We start from the raw sequence: 18,550 nt of genomic DNA, 5'->3' as shown, positions 1-18,550 counted from the left end.
TTCTGAGATGGGAGTTCTTGTTTAGAAGGAATACTGGGCGGAAATCATCAGTTCGCGAGGGCGAAGATAATAGCTGTCGGTCAATGTACTGATGCCGCTATAGATGGTTTCCATATAATTCTTCTTGTTGAAAAGGTTTCGAAGCTCTGCTGAAAGGCGGAGCTTTTTCATTCTCCATACTGCCGAGGCATCGCCAAGGAGGGTGTTTAGGTGGTTGCCCTCTTGCAGCTCATTGTGATAATGTACGAGCGAGAAGGAGAGGTCCACATGGCTGATGGTAGCGGTGGCAGATACGCTTTGACGCCAATTAAATAACGATGACTTCGCCATTTTTTGACGTTTCGAGTTGTAAAAAGAGAATTCTCCCTCATAGCTAAAGGCACACCAGGACGGCGAGAAGTCGATGCTAGGCTTCACAGTATAGTTGTCGGCGGTGTAGCTGATGGCTTTGCCGCTGCTGTATTGCTCCCCCTTGCTGTAGTTGTAACTGCCCTCCAGGCGGGTTTTCAGATGCAGGTCGTAGAAGCCCTTCGATATGTAGAGCGAACCTCCGATGTTATCGCTCTTGCTGTCCTGCTTATATAATGAGGTATAGTATTTGCCATCCTCGATGCGTAGGTCGGATGCCGTGTTCATCCAGTTTTTGCTGGCATTGACCGATGCGCTGAAGAAGATTTCCTTGATAGGGCGCTTGTAGTCGTAACTCAACTTGCTATAAAGAGAACGAGTTATCGGAATGATGTCGCTCGAAGTGTACCAAGAGCGATAACTTTGCCGATATTGCTTCATGGCGTAGTTGGTGGCATTGCCTGTTCCTGTACTGTATCCTGTGTAGATAGTCAACTCTCTACGGAAATCCAATTTCTTATATAAGTAAAGGTAGGGTGATATGGTAAGTAGAGTTTTCTGTGGATAGGTGAAGCGTTCCCAGATGAAATCGGGAGAGAACGACATACGGAACGTCTCGGTCTTGTATTGCCAGTAAGGGGTGAACTTCCCTGTGATGTTAAGACTGTTTTGACCGATTTCATCGTGGCTGTTTTCGATGAATCCGTTGTTTTTGCCGATTTCATCGCTTCTTTCCTGATATTTCGCATAGATGTTGTTGAGGTCGATACTCATTCTATATTCCTGTGTCCAGTGGAAGCGATTCCTCATCCACTGTAAGGCGTGGGCTGTATGCCAAAGGTTGGTGCGGATGCGATTGCGCTCGTCGTTAATGTAGAGGTCCGCCACACCATGGTGATAGTCGGCAGTGCTACGCCAAGAGAGTTGACTTTTCTTGAAGACGAAGAGGCGGTAGATACTTGCCGAGAGGTCGAACTTTGGGATGCGGACACGTTGGGTAAGCGTGTCGTTGATGTTTGATAAACCGTCGCTTTGTGCTGTGCTGAGGCCGATGCTCTCGTTGCCATAATGCTCAGCCTTGTTTACCTTGTTCTCCCATTGCAGATTGAAGGCATCGCTGATCATGGTCTTGTGGTTGTGCTCCGTGGTAACTGTGGGAGCTTCGCCGCCGAGGTCGTAGATACTCATGTTCTCTCGTTCTTGTCGGGTTACCGTACGAAGATAGTTGGCTTCTATGCGAGTCTCTGCATCGTCCTTGTTCTTTTTGATATGGTTGATGGAGTATTTTTGCGAGGTGTTGAAGCGCAGGCGTTCTTCGTCGATAGGAGCGTCAAGCGATGGTACTGATATCCATGATGGAAGGGAGGCAGGAGCCAGACGATTGCTGTAAGATGCGAGTTGGTTAAGTGCATAGCCGAGATTTTTGCCTGTTCTGTCGTATTCTGCATCATACATCATCTGTTTCTTCTTGCCAATTTGCATGATGTTGATGCTTCCGCCTACGTGGGATGGATGCCCTACGAGCATGTAAGGCTTGAGGGTGGGCATCAGTTTGTCGCGGGCACTGTCTTTCAGGGCGATGTTCATCGCTACATTATCCGTAAAGGTCTTGTTCTGGAGCGCTTTGATAGGTTGGTCATGCTCGATGACTTCGGCCTTTTTTACGTCTTTTGCCTTGATGTTCTCCTCCAGTTGGTTATATTTGCCACCGGTCAGGTCGAGACCTTCCACAGTGAATCGGTTGATGGGCTTACCATTGTAGTTGATACGGCCATTCTTCTCTATATCCACGCCAGGCAGCTTTTTCAGTACATCCTTCAGACTGTTGTCACGTTCATTGGCAAAGCGGGTGAGATCGAAAGAAATGGTATCCCGCCCTGTGATGCGAGAGCCTTTTACTTGTACTTCCTTCAAGACAAAAGCTGTTGAAGCCATACTGATGATGGTTTCTTTTCCCGATGAAATCGCCGTTTTTTGCTTTTTATAGCCCATATAGGAAGCTTGCAGCATATCGCCAGTTTGCTTTTGTGCTATGGGAATCAGGAAAGTTCCGTCTTCCTTGCTGCGTGTAAACTTCAAGGGCTTTCCATTGCGCAGCAGCGTAACCGATACGTTGGTCAGACGGTTGTGTGTAAGTGAATCTTCCACATAACCGCTAATCTTCTCTTGGGCAAACGCATGGCACGCCACGAACAGAATAGTGAAAAGAACTATTATTTTTTTCATCTTTTTTCTCTCTTTTCTATTTTACCTTAGACACTAATCTTGCTGATGTCTTTAAGACGCTTGTCTGGCAAAAAAGTAAACTGCTAATTATCTTTCAATCGGATTGTATGGCTCAGCACGCTTGGAATGCTTCAGGATATTTCCTTTTTCATCCTTGATTTTTACAATTGCAGCATACTTGGCATCTTGAAGCAGATAACCGATTGGATCGGCATAGTATTTCTTGTAAATGGAGGCCAATGATTTGCGGTCGATAGGCTCGAAAGTCTTACCTTTATAATAGATAGGTATGGAGCCTTTGCCTGTTGTGAGTCCTACAGCTGTAAATCCATAATCGTTCTCGGAGTCGTGAGCCTTGAGAATCAATCCCGGTAGTCCGCTCAGCTTCCAGGGACCATTGTCAATAGGGATGTCTTCCGTGTACCATGCAATCCATGTTCTACCCTTAAACTTGGCAATAGCCTGGTGGCACTCGTAACTGCAGATGGAATTGATACTGTCTGTGAGTTGCCAGTCTATCGGTTCCATCGGTTCAATGCACAAATATCTCTCAGCAGCAAAGAAATCGAGATAGGCAGTCTTGCCCTGTTCTGGATAGTTCTTATATACTTTCCAATTAATCTGTCCGCCATTACCGGAGAAATTGACTGGTATTCCTTTTGCCATATTTGCGGAAATGGTAGAGTCTCTTTGGAATATCGGATAACTGTAGAATGCGGAATACTTGTTGCCAATCTGCAAGAGCATTTTCTCTTCGATGCGGCCAATGAGGGTGTCGGTCTTGGTATATTTCTTTTCGTAAATATACTCGGCATCATATACTACCTGATACTTTACCTGATCAATGGAATCTCCCATGCCAATGCTTGATTCATCGAACAGGTTTACTGTTTGAGCTTGGAGCATGCAAGCATATAATGCAAACCATGCTATTAATAATACCTTTTTCATAATCTTCGTCTATAATTCATTATTTTATCTGTTTCTTTCGTTTTTGTGATGCAAAGGTACTGAGATCATCCGATGAAATCGATGATTTCTGTTACTGAGTTATTACTTTTGCTTCTTTTCGTCTATTATTATTTTATTACTCTTGCCTTTGTTTACGGATTTTTCAGTAACTTTGCCGTCAAATTCAAAAGATCAGGAAAGTATGAACAGTAACAGTAAACTGAAAATAGTATGGATGGTATGTGGAGTAGCAATCGTATTGTTGTTCTGCACGCAGGCTTATTGGCTCCATCTTCAATGTCAATATAGCTTAGACCAGCAGGTAGAGCAATTCAAGAAGGATTGTGATGAGGTGTTGGCGCAAGATTTGAAGTATAGAAAAAAGTTACAGGAAAATTCATCTACGAAAGGTAGAAGAGATACGATTATGCTCAAGGTAGAATCTGAATATGATATGAAGAAGGGATGTAGCCGTACAACGCTTTCTTTTTGGAACAATCACCGCTTTCTTGTCCGTTTGAATGATCCTGACCTTACGGGTGATGATGCTTATCTCATCATTAGCAGATATCTGGCTAATATAGGTAAGCATCCTTCCTTGGCTGCCTATCAAAGATTGCTGGATGATAAGGGATATGGGAAGCTATCCTCTTTTCGCCATCTGGATTACAAGACCGTCTTCCTGAGTGCAAGATATGAGGTCGAAGGTAGATGGTCACGTCTGGTAACAGTGAAGTATCAGACGAATCCAATGTTTCGCCAAGGTATTTCTTTTCAGGTGCCCATTCCTATTACTCGAACGCTCAAAGCCATGATGTGGCAATTGATAGGAAGCATCTTTCTCTTTTTCATATTGATAGGATGTCTGTATTATTTGGTTAAGACCATAGTCTTCCAGAAACGCATTGACGGCATTCGTCATGAGTTCCTGAAGAATATGATTTATGAGTTGAAGCAACCGAAAGAAGACGACAAAGGTGAAGAATCTGCTGTTTTTATCGGTTCCATAGCTTTCTACTATGCGCAGAATGAACTGCAATGTGGTAATTCTAGAGTAGTCATCACATCTCGTCAAGCTGAAATTCTGAAGCTTCTTGCTGAGAACCAGAACCAGCTTGTAGAGCGGGATTTCATACTGAATGAAGTATGGGGTGATGACTCATACTCCAATTCCCTTGCCCTGAACGTGCAGATTACCTATCTTCGCCGGGCATTGAACCTGGATGAAAAGGTAAGCATCGAAGCCGTCATCAAGAAGGGATATATCCTGCGAACCTGTTGATCTTGTTATCCACTCTCATCTTTTTAGAAAGGTGGAAGTTTTTTTATCTTAATTTATTTTGTCCTTCACCTATTTTGTTGTAACTTTGCAGTCGAAATTCGAATTTAAATTATTTTATGTAATTATGGCAAAAAAAGCTCTTTTAATGATTCTCGACGGATGGGGAATCGGTAAGCATGATAAGGGTGATGTTATCTTCAAGACTCCAACTCCTTATCTCGATTATTTGACAGCAGTTTCTGCACATTCTACTCTCCAGACTTGTGGCGAGGACGTAGGTCTTCCTAACGGTCAGATGGGTAACTCTGAGGTAGGTCACCTCAACATTGGTGCAGGTCGTGTGGTATATCAGGACCTCGTTAAGATCAACAAGGCTTGCGAGAGCGGTGACATCTTGAAGAATCAGGAGATCATCAACGCTTACAGCTATGCTCAGAAGACAGGTAAGAAGCTCCATTTGATGGGCTTGACTTCTACCGGTGGTGTTCACTCTTCTTTGGATCACCTTTTCAAGTTGATTGAGATTGGTAAGGAATATGGTTTGAAGGAGACATACGTTCACTGCTTCATGGATGGTCGTGATACAGACCCAAAGAGCGGTAAGGGCTTCATCGAGGAGGTGCAGGCTTGCTGTGACAAGAACGGTGCACACATCGCAAGCATCGTAGGTCGTTTCTATGCTATGGACCGTGACAAGCGCTGGAACCGTGTGAAGGAAGCATACGACTTGCTCGTTGAGGGTAAGGGTAAGCAGGCTGACGATATGGTGAAGGCAATGCAGGAAAGCTATGATGAGGACGTAACAGACGAGTTTATCAAGCCAATCAATAACTCTAAGGTTGACGGTACTATTCAGGAGGGTGATGTTGTTATCTTCATCAACTACCGTAACGACCGTGCCAAGGAGTTGACACAGGTATTGACTCAGCAGGATATGCCAGAGGAAGGCATGCACACCATCAAGGACTTGCAGTACTACTGCATGACTCCATACGATGCAAGCTTCCAGGGCGTTCACATCCTCTTCCCTAAGGAGAACGTAATGAATACTCTCGGCGAGTACTTGAGCGCACAGGGCAAGAAGCAGCTCCACACTGCAGAGACAGAGAAGTATGCTCACGTAACATTCTTCTTCAATGGTGGTCGTGAGACTCCATACGAGGGCGAGGACCGTATCCTGGTTCCTTCTCCAAAGGTAGCTACATACGACCTGAAGCCAGAGATGAGCGCTTACGAGGTAAAGGATAAGTTGGTTGGTGCTATCAACACTCAGGAGTACGACTTCATCGTTGTAAACTTCGCTAATGGTGATATGGTAGGTCACACAGGTATCTACAACGCTATCGCTAAGGCTGTTCACGCTGTTGACAACTGCGTAAAGGACGTTATCGAGGCTGCCAAGGCTAACGATTATGAGGCTATCATCATCGCTGACCACGGTAATGCAGACCACGCTATCAACGAGGACGGTACACCAAACACTGCTCACTCTTTGAACCCAGTTCCATTCATCTACGTAACTGACAACAACTCAGCTACCGTTAAGGATGGCCGTTTGGCAGACGTTGCTCCTTCTATCCTCCACATCATGGGCTTGGAGCAGCCAGCTGATATGACTGGTGAGAACTTGATTTCTGACAACAAGTAAAAACGATTTTATATACCTCAAAAAAGTATCCTAAGATACTTGCGTAAGTATCTTAAGATACTTTTGAATTTATATTAAGCATGAACGTAAAGATAGAAGAAAGTTGGAAACAGCATATAGGAGAAGAGTTCGACAAGCAGTATTTTGTTGACCTCACCAACTTCGTGAAAGAGGAATACCTGCGTACGCCCTGTTATCCTCCTGGCCGCTTGATTTTCAATGCCTTCAATCTCTGTCCTTTTGATGATGTGAAGGTAGTGATTATCGGACAGGATCCATACCATGAGCCGGGTCAGGCGATGGGACTGAGTTTCTCTGTGCCGGACGGAATCACTTTTCCACCATCATTGATTAATATATTCAAGGAGATTCAGATGGATCTCGGTACTCCGATGCCAGCCACGGGCGATTTAACCCGCTGGGCAAAGCAGGGAGTATTGTTGCTCAACGCCACGTTGACCGTTCGTGCACATCAGGCTGCGAGCCATCAGCGCAAAGGCTGGGAGGAGTTTACCGATGCAGCCATCAAGGCACTCAGCAAGGATAAGGAACACCTGGTGTTTATCCTCTGGGGCGGTTATGCCCGAAGCAAGGCGAAGCTCATCGATACGAGCAAGCACCTGATATTGGAAAGTGTGCATCCATCGCCACTGTCAGCCAATCGAGGTGGATGGTTTGGCAATCATCATTTCTCCCGCTGCAATGCGTATCTGCAGCAGAATGGTATTTCGCCTATCCAATGGTAGGCATACCTAATTATATATAGCTATCCACTCATGGATAGCTATCATTATTTTAATATATCAAAGACATTTATTCATCTCAAGAAACATTATGAAGAAAAACGAACTGCGTATTCTGCAGGTGGGCAACGTATTGGTTTCACCTGATATTATCACCGAAAAATTCTGTTGCGACCTTGATGCCTGCAAGGGCGAGTGCTGCATCGAAGGCGATGCGGGAGCTCCTGTTACCTTGGATGAGATTATGGAGATTGAGAATGCGCTGGATGTAGTTTGGGATGATCTCTCGGCCTCTGCCCAGGCTATCATAGATAAGCAGGGCGTGGCTTATACCGATATTGAAGGCGATTTGGTGACGAGCATCGTGAATGGTAAGGATTGTGTGTTTACCTGCTATCAGGATTTGCAAGACCTGGGCGATGGACATACGATCCCGAATTGTTGTCTCTGTGCCTTGGAGCGTGCTTATCGCGAAGGAAAGTCGAAGTTCAAAAAGCCTATCTCCTGTGCTTTGTATCCAATCCGTGCCAAGGATTTCGGCAACGAGGTGTATGGTATCAACTATAACAAATGGCGCATCTGCAAGGATGCCATCAAGAAGGGTGAAGAGTTGAATCTTCCGGTTTATAAGTTCCTGGAAGGTCCGCTGATTGAGAAGTTCGGTATGGAATGGTATGATGAGCTTTGCGAAGTGGCAGAGCAGTTGCTTGCCGACTTGGAAGATTAATAAAAAAAGAGATTTCGAAAAGCTTGGTAGCTTATTCCGAAATCTCTAATCCTTCAATATCCACGATATCACTTTCCTTGAATATTCCTTTCCAGGAAAGTGTGTATATCTTTTGCTTGCTGAATTTAAATCGGCAGAATGCCTGCTCATCCAGTTCTCCGTTGCAGATGTACAGGAAATCATTGATCTTTAATCTGGTTCCTTTGCCAGCTCCTCGCAGCGTAAGGCGGATGGTGCCATAGAAAGGTCTGCCAAAGTCGATGTTGTAACCTGTGGAGTCTCTGTATGTATAGGCTGGCTTCAATACCTTGTAGAGCTTGTTCTCGTCCTTGATAACCTTCTTGTCGCAGAAGGCTTTATAATTCGCTACATAAGCTGTATCCTGTCTGTATTCGTCTGTGATGACGCAACCTGTAGGGTGAATCCATCCGTAAGGGTGATATTCCTCAGATTTCCAAGCCTGCGTATTGGTGCGGGCATGGAAGCGTTCGCCTTTTCCATTGCTGCATTCCTTGAGTTGTCGGCAGAACCATTTGCCGTCTGCTTTCTGATAGAATGGAATGCTGTCCTGCTGCCATCCGTAGAATTCCAGTGAGAGTTGCTTGCCGTAGCTAGGCTTGCCTTGTGGGGCGTACCATACAGCAATTACATTCTCGCCATTTTTGAGGAAGCGGGTTACGTCGATGGTTCGGTTCAGAAGAATGCTGTCCTTGATACCATCGAATTTCAGGCTTCCCGTTACGTTTCTCTCATTGATATAGAGTTTGTAGTTGCCTGTGCTTGCTATGTTCATAAAGGCTTGGGTAGGGCGCTCGTCCATGATGTAGCTTTGGCGAAACCATACCTCAGAAGAATCGTTGGGCAGGGGATAGGATATCCAGTGGATACCGAACTCCTGTGCATGGGAGCTCAGTACCCAAAGTATAGAAATGATGAGAGTTGTTATGTATCTCATTGAATTACTTTTGTCCTTTTCTTTAATGTTTTGTCTTTTATTCTGATAGATAACTATAGTCTTTTACTCTATAGATATAGATAAGATGGATATGGATCTTTTATCTGATGGTCTTTGTTTCTCCTGCCTTGAAGGTAAGGATTTTCTGTTTGCCATTATAGAGGATAGTCAGATTACCCTCGTTTTTGCTGGTGATGGTTGCCTGAGTCAATTTGCCTTTGTTCCATGCGAGCGATACGCCATAGTTGCCACGGGCCTTTAGACCTCTTATTTCTCCTGCCTGCCATTCCTGTGGAAGAGCAGGGAGCAAATTCATCGTTTCACCATCGCATTGCATCAGCATCTCGCAAACACCTGCAGTTCCTCCGAAGTTGCCGTCTATCTGAAATGGTGGATGGGCATCGAAGAGGTTAGGATAGGTACCGCCACTGTGATGCTTGCTATCCTTGTAAACCTCAGGACTAACGTAGGTGAGCAACTTGCGGTATATCTGGTAAGCCTTGTCGGCACGATGCAGACGAGCCCAGAGGTTGATTCTCCAGCCTGTGCTCCAACCAGTAGAATTGTCGCCCTTGATTTCCAAAGTCTTGGTTGCAGCTGCAGCAAGCTCGGGTGTCTTTGCTACCGAAATCTGGTGGAACGGATAGAGACCGAGCAGGTGAGACTGATGGCGATGATGCCAATCCTGGTCATCCCAATCGTGATACCACTCCATCAGGTTGCCTCGCTTTCCAATGTGGTAAGGACGCAGGCGATTGAGAGCAGCTTGCAACTGCTGCTGGTAATCACTGTCGATACCTAGGGCTTTCGCTCCCTTGATAGTGTTCTTGAAGAGCTCACGGATGATGGCAAGGTCGGCGGTTCCACCATAGAAACTGCTGCCACGGTAGCCCTTATCGGTAATATAATCTGCCTCTGGCGATGTGCAAGGGGCTGTAATCAGTTCGTTCGGATTGTGCGGGTCTGGGATGAGCCACGCTAACAGGAAATCGGCAGCGCCCTTCATCAAAGGATAGGCTGTATTGCGGAGATATTCCGTGTCACGGGTATAGTCGTAGTGATCCCAGAGGGTTTCTACAAGCCAGGCTCCACCCATCGCCCAATTGCTCCATTGTGGGCTCTCGTTTCCGGTTCCCACAGGGTTGCTCATCGCCCACGCATCGGTATTATGTCCGGCACACCATCCCTTATCGATGCCGTAGAAGTGCTGGGCATTGTGGCGACCTGTTACCGACAAGCCTTCTACCAATCCATCTACAGGAGCAACCAGCTCGGAAAGATTGGCAACTTCTGCCGGCCAGTAATTTTCTTCCAGATTGATGTTGATGGTATAGTTGCCACGCCATGGAGAGCGGAGGGCTGGTGCCCAGAGTCCCTGCAGATTGGCTGGTACTCCCTTGGTGCGGCTACTGCTGATGAGCAGGTATCTGCCATATTGGAAGTAGAGCTGTTCTAGATAAGGGTTGCTTTCGTGATTGTCGCTATAGGCGAGCAACTGCTGGTCGGTAGGGCGGGAAGCGTCAAACTTGGCACCTTTCAGGTTCAGGCTTACTCTATCAAAGAGTTTCCTGTAATCAGCGATATGACGCTGCTTGAATTCATCATAGGTGAAGTTGGCAAGATGCCAGGCATCATCAGATACTCTTTCGATATACGGAGCCCCTTCTTTCACCGGGTGTTTGTCGAAGCCATTGTAGCTTGTCTCGTTGACAAGATAAATGATAGCCTCGCTTACATCTTTTAGATGGAGCACTGAATCGTCAGCCCATACCTGTCCGTCGGTGTTCTTTACATGCAGCATCGCACAGTAATGCGTACTGTTGGCTTCATCTCCCAGAACATGACCTGTCATGGTGATTTGTCCTCTGGATGCTTTCACCTGATGAGGAATGAGGGAGGTCAGGGATATGTCGCTGTTGATGGCTCTCTTTTGAGAGGCACTCAACTTGATGGCGATCATCTTGTCAGGATGTGAAGCAAAATACTCCTTGGTGTACTGGATGCCATTGCGCTTGAATTGTACTGTAGCAAGGGATTTGTCGAGATTTAACTCACGATAGTAATCAGTAAATTCTCCCTGGTTGCAGTCTATGATATTGATCATGCCCAGCGGCTGATAGAACTCCGAGTTGTGTCCTTGTACATAGTGCTGCAGGGAATCGGCTGTCTTGTAATCTTCCTTAAACAGGGCTTCTCTGATTTTGGAAATCCACTTGTAGGCTTCGCCACCTTCGTCAGGGTTTACAGGAACGCCCGTCCATAGGGTGATATCATTGAGCTGGATGGAATCATTGTTGGCTCCGCCGTAAACCAGCGCACCCAGTTTGCCATTGCCCAGTGGCAGTGACTCTTCGAAGGCGTATGCAGGTTTGTTGTACCACAACTTGTTGGGTAGGGGAGTTTTACTAACTGTTGCCGCCTGGCAGTTCAAGAACGTTGAGGCAGCTAGCGCAAACGTAAAAAGCCGATGCTTCATAAATTTAGTTTTGTTAGTTGTAAAAACATGATGTCGGGGTTGTTGCTTTTTGAAGGCTGCAACCTAAAAAAGGGGGAAGACTCCTGCAGAGTCTGCCCCCAATATATGGTGTTCGCTTTATGCGTCGATATTGGCGTATGTTGCGTTCTGCTCGATGAACTCTCGGCGTGGCTCCACATCGTCGCCCATCAGCATAGAGAAAATCTCGTCAGCCTGAGCTGCATTCTCGATGGTAACCTGCTTGAGCAAGCGTGTTGCTGGGTCCATAGTGGTTTCCCAAAGTTGCTCTGGGTTCATCTCACCCAAACCTTTGTATCGCTGGGTGTGGATATTCTTATCTTCTGTGCCCTCGCCATACTTGTCGATGAAAGCCTGGCGCTGCTGCTCTGTATAGCAATACTCGCTTACCTTGCTGCGGTAAGTACACTTGTAGAGAGGTGGGGTAGCGATATACAAGTGGCCTTCCTCGATAACTTTAGGCATGAAGCGATAGAACAATGTCATGATCAGCGTGTCGATGTGGGAACCATCGACGTCGGCATCGGTCATGATGATAATCTTGTCGTAACGCAGCTTGTCTGTGTTGGCTTCCTTGCTGTCCTCACCATCTACACCGAAGCGAACTCCGATACTCTGGATAATGTTCATGACAGACTCAGCTTCGAATACTTTATGCCACTGAACCTTTTCTACGTTCAGAATCTTACCACGCAATGGGAGAATAGCCTGGCGGAAACGGTCGCGACCCTGCTTGGCTGAACCACCAGCGGAATCACCCTCGACAAGGAAAATCTCGCATTCCTTAGGATCCTTCATGGAACAGTCTGCAAGCTTACCAGGCAGACCACCACCTGTCATGAAGTTCTTGCGCTGTACGCTTTCACGTGCCTTGCGGGCTGCAATACGTGCAGTAGCAGCCAATACCACCTTCTCGCAGATGCGCTTAGCTTCGTCTGGATGCTCCTCCAGGTAATCAGCCAAAGCTTCATTTACCGCCTGCTGGACGGCTCCCTGAACCTCGCTGTTTCCGAGCTTGGTCTTGGTCTGGCCCTCAAACTGAGGTTCTGCTACCTTGATAGAGATAACGGCGGTAAGACCCTCGCGGAAGTCTTCTGGTGCAATCTCTACCTTTGCCTTCTCAATCTGCTTAGAGATGGCTGGGTCAGCTTCTGCGTAAGCCTTCAGGGTACGGGTCAACGCCATACGGAAACCAGTCAGGTGGGTACCACCCTCGATGGTATTGATATTGTTCACGTATGAGTGGATATTCTCAGAATAGTCTGTGTTGTACATCACGGCAATCTCAATAGGAATACCCTGCTTCTCTGTCTTCAGGTAGATGACGTCATCGAAGAGGTGGGTGCGATGGCGATCCACGTAGCGAACGAATTCCTTCAAACCATCCTTCGCATGGAAAACCTGCTCCTTGGTCTTGCCTTCCTCGTCTGGGCGCAGATCTTTCAAGGTAATCTTGATACCTGCGTTGAGGAATGCCAACTCGCGCATACGGTTGGCGATGATGTCCCATTTATAGACTGTGTGAGTAAAGATTGTTGGGTCTGGCCAGAACTGCTGGCGTGTACCGCGCTTGTTGGTCTCGCCTACCACCTTGACAGGATAGAGAGGCTTACCCTTCTCATATTCCTGCTGGTAGATTTTGCCGCCACGGAACACCTGTGACAACATGTGGGTAGAAAGTGCGTTTACACAACTTACACCCACACCGTGCAAACCACCAGATACCTTGTAGGAACCCTTGTCGAACTTACCACCGGCATGGAGCACGGTCATTACGACTTCGAGGGCTGACTTATGAAGCTTCTCGTGCATATCCACAGGAATACCACGGCCATTGTCTTCTACAGTGATAGAGTTGTCCTCATTGATGGTAACCTCGATGTCGGTACAGTAACCAGCCATCGCCTCGTCGATAGAGTTATCAACGGTCTCGTTTACCAAGTGGTGAAGACCCTTTTCGGAAATGTCTCCAATGTACATTGCCGGACGTTTGCGAACAGCTTCCAAGCCTTCAAGAACCTGGATGTTGCTCGCTGAGTAATTATTTGCGGTGTTTTGATTTTCTGCCATTTTTAGAATTGTCTTATTTCCGTGCAAAGATACAAAAAAAAGCTGAGAAACAGCTAGTTTTCTTTGTGAAAATTAGCGAAAAAGGAGAAAAAAATAAGGTGGTGATGTGTTGAAGGTCGAAGGGGTATAAAAAAGAGTAAGGCTGCAACCCCTTTATGAAGGATAGCAGCCTTATTTATCTCTTTTGCTTTAACTTGGAAGTTAGGCCAACTTAGCGATGTGCTGTGTAAGACCAGACTTCAAGTTTGCAGCCTTGTTCTCGTGAATAACGTTGATCTTAGCCAACTTGTCCAAAAGCTTCTGTACTGTAGGATAGAGCTTTGCAGCCTCCTCCTTGTCAGTCATGTTGCGCAACTTGCGAACGGCATTGCGCATAGTCTTTGCATAGTACTTGTTATGCAAAGCCTTCTTCTTGTCCTGACGGATTCTCTTTACTGATGATTTGTGATTTGCCATCTCTATGTTTTATTTTTATATTCTTTATTAATGTTTGTAGTCCCTAGCAGAGTCGAACTGCTCTTTAGAGAATGAAAATCTCTCGTCCTAACCGATAGACGAAGGGACCATTGCTTATTTGCGGGTGCAAAGTTACTACTTTTATTTGAATCTTGCAAATTTTTCTGCGAAAATTTTCGCTAAATGCTTGTTTTTTTGTAATTTTGCCCTGTTTTTTAATAATTATAGACAAAATGGAAGTAAAAACTAGAGCTATCGTACTACAGACCATTAAGTATGGGGATGCACAACTTATCGTGGATTTCTTCACCGAAAAGTTGGGCAGAGTCTCTTTTATGGTCAAAATACCCAAGTCTTCTAAGGCGAAGATGAAGCGTCAGCTGTTTCAGCCCTTGATGATTCTCAACCTGGAGTTCGATCATCGTCCGAAAGCTAACTTGCAGCGATTGAAGGATGTATTCATCGCTCTTCCCTTTGTGGATCTTCCCTTTTCGCCTTACAAGTTGGCGATGTCTATGTTTCTGGCAGAGCTTTTGGGGCAAGCCACCAGGAACGAGCAGGTGAATGTTCCATTGTTTTCCTTCATAGAGGAGAGTGTGGCGTGGCTCGACCAGGCACAGGGGAATTATGCCAATTTCCATATTGTCTTTATGGTTCGGCTAACCTTCTTTCTTGGATTTTCGCCTAACCTTGAGAGTGGTGCGCATGGCGATTTCTTCGACTTGGAGGAAGGCCGTTTTGTATCCTTCGTGCCTACACACGTACATTATTTAAATAAAGAGGATTCTTTACGTATGTTGGGGCTGCTTCGCCTGAGCTATGAAACAATGCACCTCTACACAATGTCCCGATTGGATCGAAACCGCTGTGTAGAGGTGATATTGCAATATTATAGGATTCATGTTCCGGGATTCCCGGAACTGAAAAGCTTTTCTGTTCTACAGGAGTTGTTTGCTTAAGGAACGGTTCCCTAGGCGAAGCTAATGACTCCCTGTACTGTGTCGTTATCGTCTTTCTTCTTAGCCTCCTCCGTTTCTGCGTTGCCAGAAGCCAGATTGCGGATGTCTTCGAGAGTCTGACGGGTGCGCTTGAAGGTTGGTGTATTCTCTACCTGAAGGATTACATCCTCATTGTCGAGATCCTCAGGACGGAACAGGAAGATGTGTGGATGACGCTTATACTGGGTAGAGTTGCCGTCTGAACCATAGTAGCGCTCGCGTCTGTTCTGACGCTCTGCCCTTGTCTCTTCCTCTTCTGCGATACGGCGAGCTTCCTCTTCTGTATGCTTCTTCATGTGGCGGTTCATTCCCTCTACGTCTTCGAGTCCGAAACCTGTTGCCAATACGGTAACCTTGACACGGCTGCCCAACTCTGGATCAATGGCGAGTCCCCACTTCAACTCAAAGTCGTCTCCAAACTTCTCCATGAAGTCGTTTACATCGTTCATCTCATCCATAGTCAAACCAGGATTGTCCTTCTTCTCACTGGCAAAAGCAATGCTCAGCAAAATCTTCTTGGAGTTGAATACATCGTTGTCGTTGAGCAAAGGTGAGTTCAATGCATCCTCAATCGCCATCTTGACACGACCTTCACCTTCACCGTAACCAGTACTCATGATGGCAACGCCACCATCCTTCAATACGGTCTTCACGTCGTTGAAGTCAAGGTTGATGAGTCCGTGAACGGTGATGATTTCAGCAATACTCTTTGCTGCAACGCTTAAGGTGTCGTCTGCCTTTCCGAAGGCATCGAGTACTGCGAGGTCTGGATAAATCTGGCGGAGACGCTCGTTGTTGATAACCAGCAGCGCATCTACGTGCTTAGACATCTCTTCTACACCATCCAGTGCCTGGTCGATCTTCTTAGGACCTTCGAAGCGGAAAGGAATGGTTACGATACCAACGGTAAGGATTCCGAGTTCCTTGCTCACTTTTGCGATGACAGGCGCAGCACCGGTTCCTGTACCACCACCCATTCCAGCAGTGATGAAAGCCATCTTGGTGCCGTCGTTCAGCATGTGCTTGATCTCTTCCAGGGTTTCCTCGGCAGCCTGGCGAGCCTTGGCAGGCTTGTTGCCGGCTCCCAGACCTTCCTTGCCCAACTGCAGATGTACAGGTACTGGAGAATCGTTGAGCGCCTGATTATCAGTGTTACACAATACGAAGCTTACGTCGTGGATGCCTTCACGGTACATGTGGTTGACAGCGTTACCACCGCCACCACCTACACCAATCACCTTGATGATGCTGTTTTCCTTTTCTGGCTCTCCAAAGTCCAGAATATGTGGAGTATTTGTGTTATCTAGCATAATAGTCTATTCTAAAATATGATTATATTATTCTTCCTCAGAGATGGTATCCTTCACGAATTTCTTGAATCCTCTCATGAACTTGTGAACGAGGCTGTTCTCTTTTCTGCGTTTTGCTTCTTCTTCGGCTTCCTTTTCTGCCAGGAGTCTTGCCTCTTCCTCTTCCTGTTCTCTCTTGCGGCGAGCCTCTTCTTCAGCCTTCTGCTTTTCGGCTGCAGTCAATACCACGCCGGTGCCTACTGTCTCGTTCGGGTTGCGAGGAGCCTTGTGGGCTTCTGCACCTGTTCCTGTTGTAGGACGGTTGTCGAGGTTGTCGAAAAGGTCGTTGTTGAATTCGCTGCCAGCGCAGTTCATGTCGCCCTTAGCCAGGAGTCCCAATACGGTATTCATCATACCAGTATGATTGGTGATCTTAGGATCCTTTGAGTTGACTGTCTGGGTAACAAACTTCGCGATGCGTACCTTGTCGATATGGGTATGAGTCTTGAATACCTTATCGATTTCTGGCATATTGCTTCCACCGCCGGTGAGGATGATACCACCCATCAGCTTATCAGAGAATTCTGCAGGTACCTGGAACCATGCATTTTCTACGATTTCCTCCACACGAGCCTCAACAATCTCGATAAACTTTTTGCTCTCTATGGTTCTGTCCTTGTCAACAGAGTAGTTGAGTGTTGGGTCGATATTGCTGATATCGGTGTAGGCCTTTGCATATTTCAGCTTCATCTTTTCTGCATCAGCATCCTCGAGCTGGAGGCAAGTCAAGTCCTTGGTGATGTTGTTTCCACCCAATGGGATGACAGAGAGATGGCGCAGGATACCCTTGTAGTAAACGGATACGGTAGTGGTGTCGGCACCCAGGTCAACGAGCATACATCCGGCTCTCTTCTCAGAGTCGGTCAATACGCTGTCTGCCATAGCCAATGGTGCGAGATACATCTCCGCAATCGAGATATTTGCATTCTCGAAGCAGGTGTTGATATTGTTATAGAAGTTCTTGCGCCAAAGGATATTCAGGAAGATACCTTCCAGATGGCTGCACTGTATGCCTACAGGGTCAATCTGGTACTGGTTATCTATCTTGTATTCCTGTGTTGCAGCGTCAAGAATTTCTTGGTCTGGATAAGTCATGTTGCGGTTGATGTCCATCAGCTCATTAATCATATCCTGCGAGATGATAGATGCGCCTGGCAGATCTTTCACGATGACGTTCTTGAGGCTTCTGATAGATCTGCCTCCTACACCCACGTAAACCTGGGTAATATCTTGTTTGAGGAAGTTCTTCAACTTCTTGATGATGCTAGTGAGGCACTGGCATGTTTTGTCGATGTTATAGATAACACCCTTTCTGATACAAGAAGACGAGTTTTCCTCGACGGTAGCCAGCACAGTGATGCTGCCGTCTAAATTCTTCTGACCAGCTATACCTGTCATCTTAGATGAGCCAAGCTCGATAGCTACAATAAATTCCTTTGGCATAGTCTTTATATATTATCTTTTTCTGTTTCAATTATAAAATTAGCTGTTATGATGCTTTGTGCAAATTATCTGGTTGTCAAACTCGATGTTGATGTATGAGTATTTGTTCCAGCCAGCTTGAGAGAGACCATATTTGTAGAACTTTTCCAGACGGTCCATTTTCTTGTTGATGAAGTCTTCTACATCTTGTTCTCTTTTGCTGATGATATTGCTTTCCGGCAGGTTACCTATATATATAATGTGGTTTCCTACTCGTGGCACCAGTTCAATGCCCCTGTCGGGCAGTACGTTGATCTGCTCTATCTGATTTCTCCAAAGATTGTTCTTCATCAGGGTCTTGCTTACCAGCGATATGTATTTCTGGGCAAACCATTTGTTGATGTTGCCTGTGGCGATGATGATGTCGCTCGTATAGTTGGTGTTGGGCATTACCTGATAATGATCATCTATATAGTAGTCCTCGTTGTTGATGCTCTTGATTCTCACAATTGGCATACGCTGGGTGAGGTAGATATCCACCAGTCCGTCTTGCGTCTTGTAGCATTCTGCGGTCTTCACGAAGGGGCTGGTCTTTAAGGTTTCCTCTATCTTTCTGGCGTTTACGTTGTTCAGCGGTTTCTCCAGGGGATAGAGCTTTTTTATCTCCAGTCTCTTCTTGATTTCCTTTGCATTCAGAAAGCCGTTGGTCATCTCATCCTCAATGTTGATGTTTACCTTGGTGCATAGCATTCCCTTTTCATCAGGTTTGTTAAACTTGGTGAAAGCGAATCCCAGATAGGTTGCCAGTGCAACATCCAGGGTGATGAGTAGGGTTTTCTGCCAATTGATATGCATTGATTACTTTGTTCTTGTTTGCATAA

General features: G+C 46.1%; 14 protein-coding genes. 5 read left to right on the top strand and 9 right to left on the bottom strand.

Annotated features, from left to right (window positions below; all coding sequences use genetic code 11):
* Positions 1-21: 21 nt before the first annotated feature.
* Entirely contained in the window at positions 22-2,574 is a 2,553-nt protein-coding gene (locus AAAT87_RS00260) for a peptidase associated domain and porin domain-containing protein (RefSeq protein WP_349225295.1), read from the bottom strand.
* Between the two features lie 87 nt (positions 2,575-2,661).
* Complete coding sequence (locus AAAT87_RS00255) at positions 2,662-3,525, bottom strand: GLPGLI family protein (RefSeq protein WP_349225294.1); 864 nt, start codon at positions 3,523-3,525, stop codon at positions 2,662-2,664.
* Between the two features lie 202 nt (positions 3,526-3,727).
* Between AAAT87_RS00255 and AAAT87_RS15495 the strand changes: the two genes are divergently transcribed.
* The 4 genes from AAAT87_RS15495 to AAAT87_RS00235 all read left to right on the top strand — a co-directional run bounded on the left by AAAT87_RS15495 (position 3,728) and on the right by AAAT87_RS00235 (position 7,925).
* Positions 3,728-4,807, top strand: coding sequence for a winged helix-turn-helix domain-containing protein (locus AAAT87_RS15495; protein WP_428848526.1), 1,080 nt, complete (start codon positions 3,728-3,730; stop codon positions 4,805-4,807).
* A 124-nt stretch (positions 4,808-4,931) separates the two neighbouring features.
* Positions 4,932-6,455: a 2,3-bisphosphoglycerate-independent phosphoglycerate mutase gene (gpmI, locus tag AAAT87_RS00245; RefSeq protein ID WP_117587081.1), complete on the top strand. Its 1,524-nt coding sequence runs from the start codon at positions 4,932-4,934 to the stop codon at positions 6,453-6,455.
* A gap of 80 nt (positions 6,456-6,535) precedes the next feature.
* The gene (locus tag AAAT87_RS00240) at positions 6,536-7,201 is read left to right on the top strand and encodes a uracil-DNA glycosylase (protein WP_264959364.1); all 666 of its coding nucleotides are present in this window, start codon (positions 6,536-6,538) and stop codon (positions 7,199-7,201) included.
* A gap of 88 nt (positions 7,202-7,289) precedes the next feature.
* Positions 7,290-7,925 (top strand): DUF3109 family protein, encoded by a 636-nt coding sequence (locus AAAT87_RS00235; RefSeq protein WP_349225293.1) that lies wholly within the window; start codon positions 7,290-7,292, stop codon positions 7,923-7,925.
* A 31-nt stretch (positions 7,926-7,956) separates the two neighbouring features.
* Here AAAT87_RS00235 and AAAT87_RS00230 read toward each other — a convergent pair whose 3' ends face one another.
* The 4 genes from AAAT87_RS00230 to rpsT all read right to left on the bottom strand — a co-directional run bounded on the left by AAAT87_RS00230 (position 7,957) and on the right by rpsT (position 13,900).
* Entirely contained in the window at positions 7,957-8,880 is a 924-nt protein-coding gene (locus AAAT87_RS00230; protein WP_349225292.1) for a hypothetical protein, read from the bottom strand.
* A gap of 100 nt (positions 8,881-8,980) precedes the next feature.
* A complete protein-coding gene (locus AAAT87_RS00225; protein ID WP_298531192.1) occupies positions 8,981-11,356 on the bottom strand; it encodes a glycoside hydrolase family 95 protein in 2,376 nt (791 codons plus the stop codon).
* Between the two features lie 117 nt (positions 11,357-11,473).
* Positions 11,474-13,444 carry a DNA topoisomerase (ATP-hydrolyzing) subunit B gene (gene gyrB / locus AAAT87_RS00220; protein WP_295023596.1) on the bottom strand — a complete coding sequence of 657 codons (1,971 nt, stop codon included), beginning with the start codon at positions 13,442-13,444 and terminating at the stop codon, positions 11,474-11,476.
* A gap of 201 nt (positions 13,445-13,645) precedes the next feature.
* Positions 13,646-13,900 (bottom strand): 30S ribosomal protein S20, encoded by a 255-nt coding sequence (rpsT, locus tag AAAT87_RS00215; protein WP_089544091.1) that lies wholly within the window; start codon positions 13,898-13,900, stop codon positions 13,646-13,648.
* Between the two features lie 233 nt (positions 13,901-14,133).
* Between rpsT and recO the strand changes: the two genes are divergently transcribed.
* A complete protein-coding gene (gene recO / locus AAAT87_RS00210; protein WP_295023594.1) occupies positions 14,134-14,859 on the top strand; it encodes a DNA repair protein RecO in 726 nt (241 codons plus the stop codon).
* A gap of 11 nt (positions 14,860-14,870) precedes the next feature.
* On the opposite strand, the gene ftsZ is transcribed toward recO, so the two are convergent.
* The 3 genes from ftsZ to AAAT87_RS00195 are packed head-to-tail and all read right to left on the bottom strand — an operon-like array spanning position 14,871 to position 18,524.
* Positions 14,871-16,208 (bottom strand): cell division protein FtsZ, encoded by a 1,338-nt coding sequence (gene ftsZ / locus AAAT87_RS00205; RefSeq protein WP_295023592.1) that lies wholly within the window; start codon positions 16,206-16,208, stop codon positions 14,871-14,873.
* A gap of 27 nt (positions 16,209-16,235) precedes the next feature.
* Complete coding sequence (ftsA, locus tag AAAT87_RS00200) at positions 16,236-17,690, bottom strand: cell division protein FtsA (RefSeq protein WP_295023590.1); 1,455 nt, start codon at positions 17,688-17,690, stop codon at positions 16,236-16,238.
* 39 nt (positions 17,691-17,729) lie between these two features.
* Complete coding sequence (locus tag AAAT87_RS00195) at positions 17,730-18,524, bottom strand: cell division protein FtsQ (protein ID WP_089544087.1); 795 nt, start codon at positions 18,522-18,524, stop codon at positions 17,730-17,732.
* Positions 18,525-18,550: the final 26 nt, after the last annotated feature.

The organism is Segatella sinensis (assembly GCF_040095255.1).
Taxonomy (GTDB): Bacteria; Bacteroidota; Bacteroidia; order Bacteroidales; family Bacteroidaceae; genus Prevotella; species Prevotella sinensis.
This window is presented reverse-complemented; position numbering and strand designations above follow the sequence as displayed.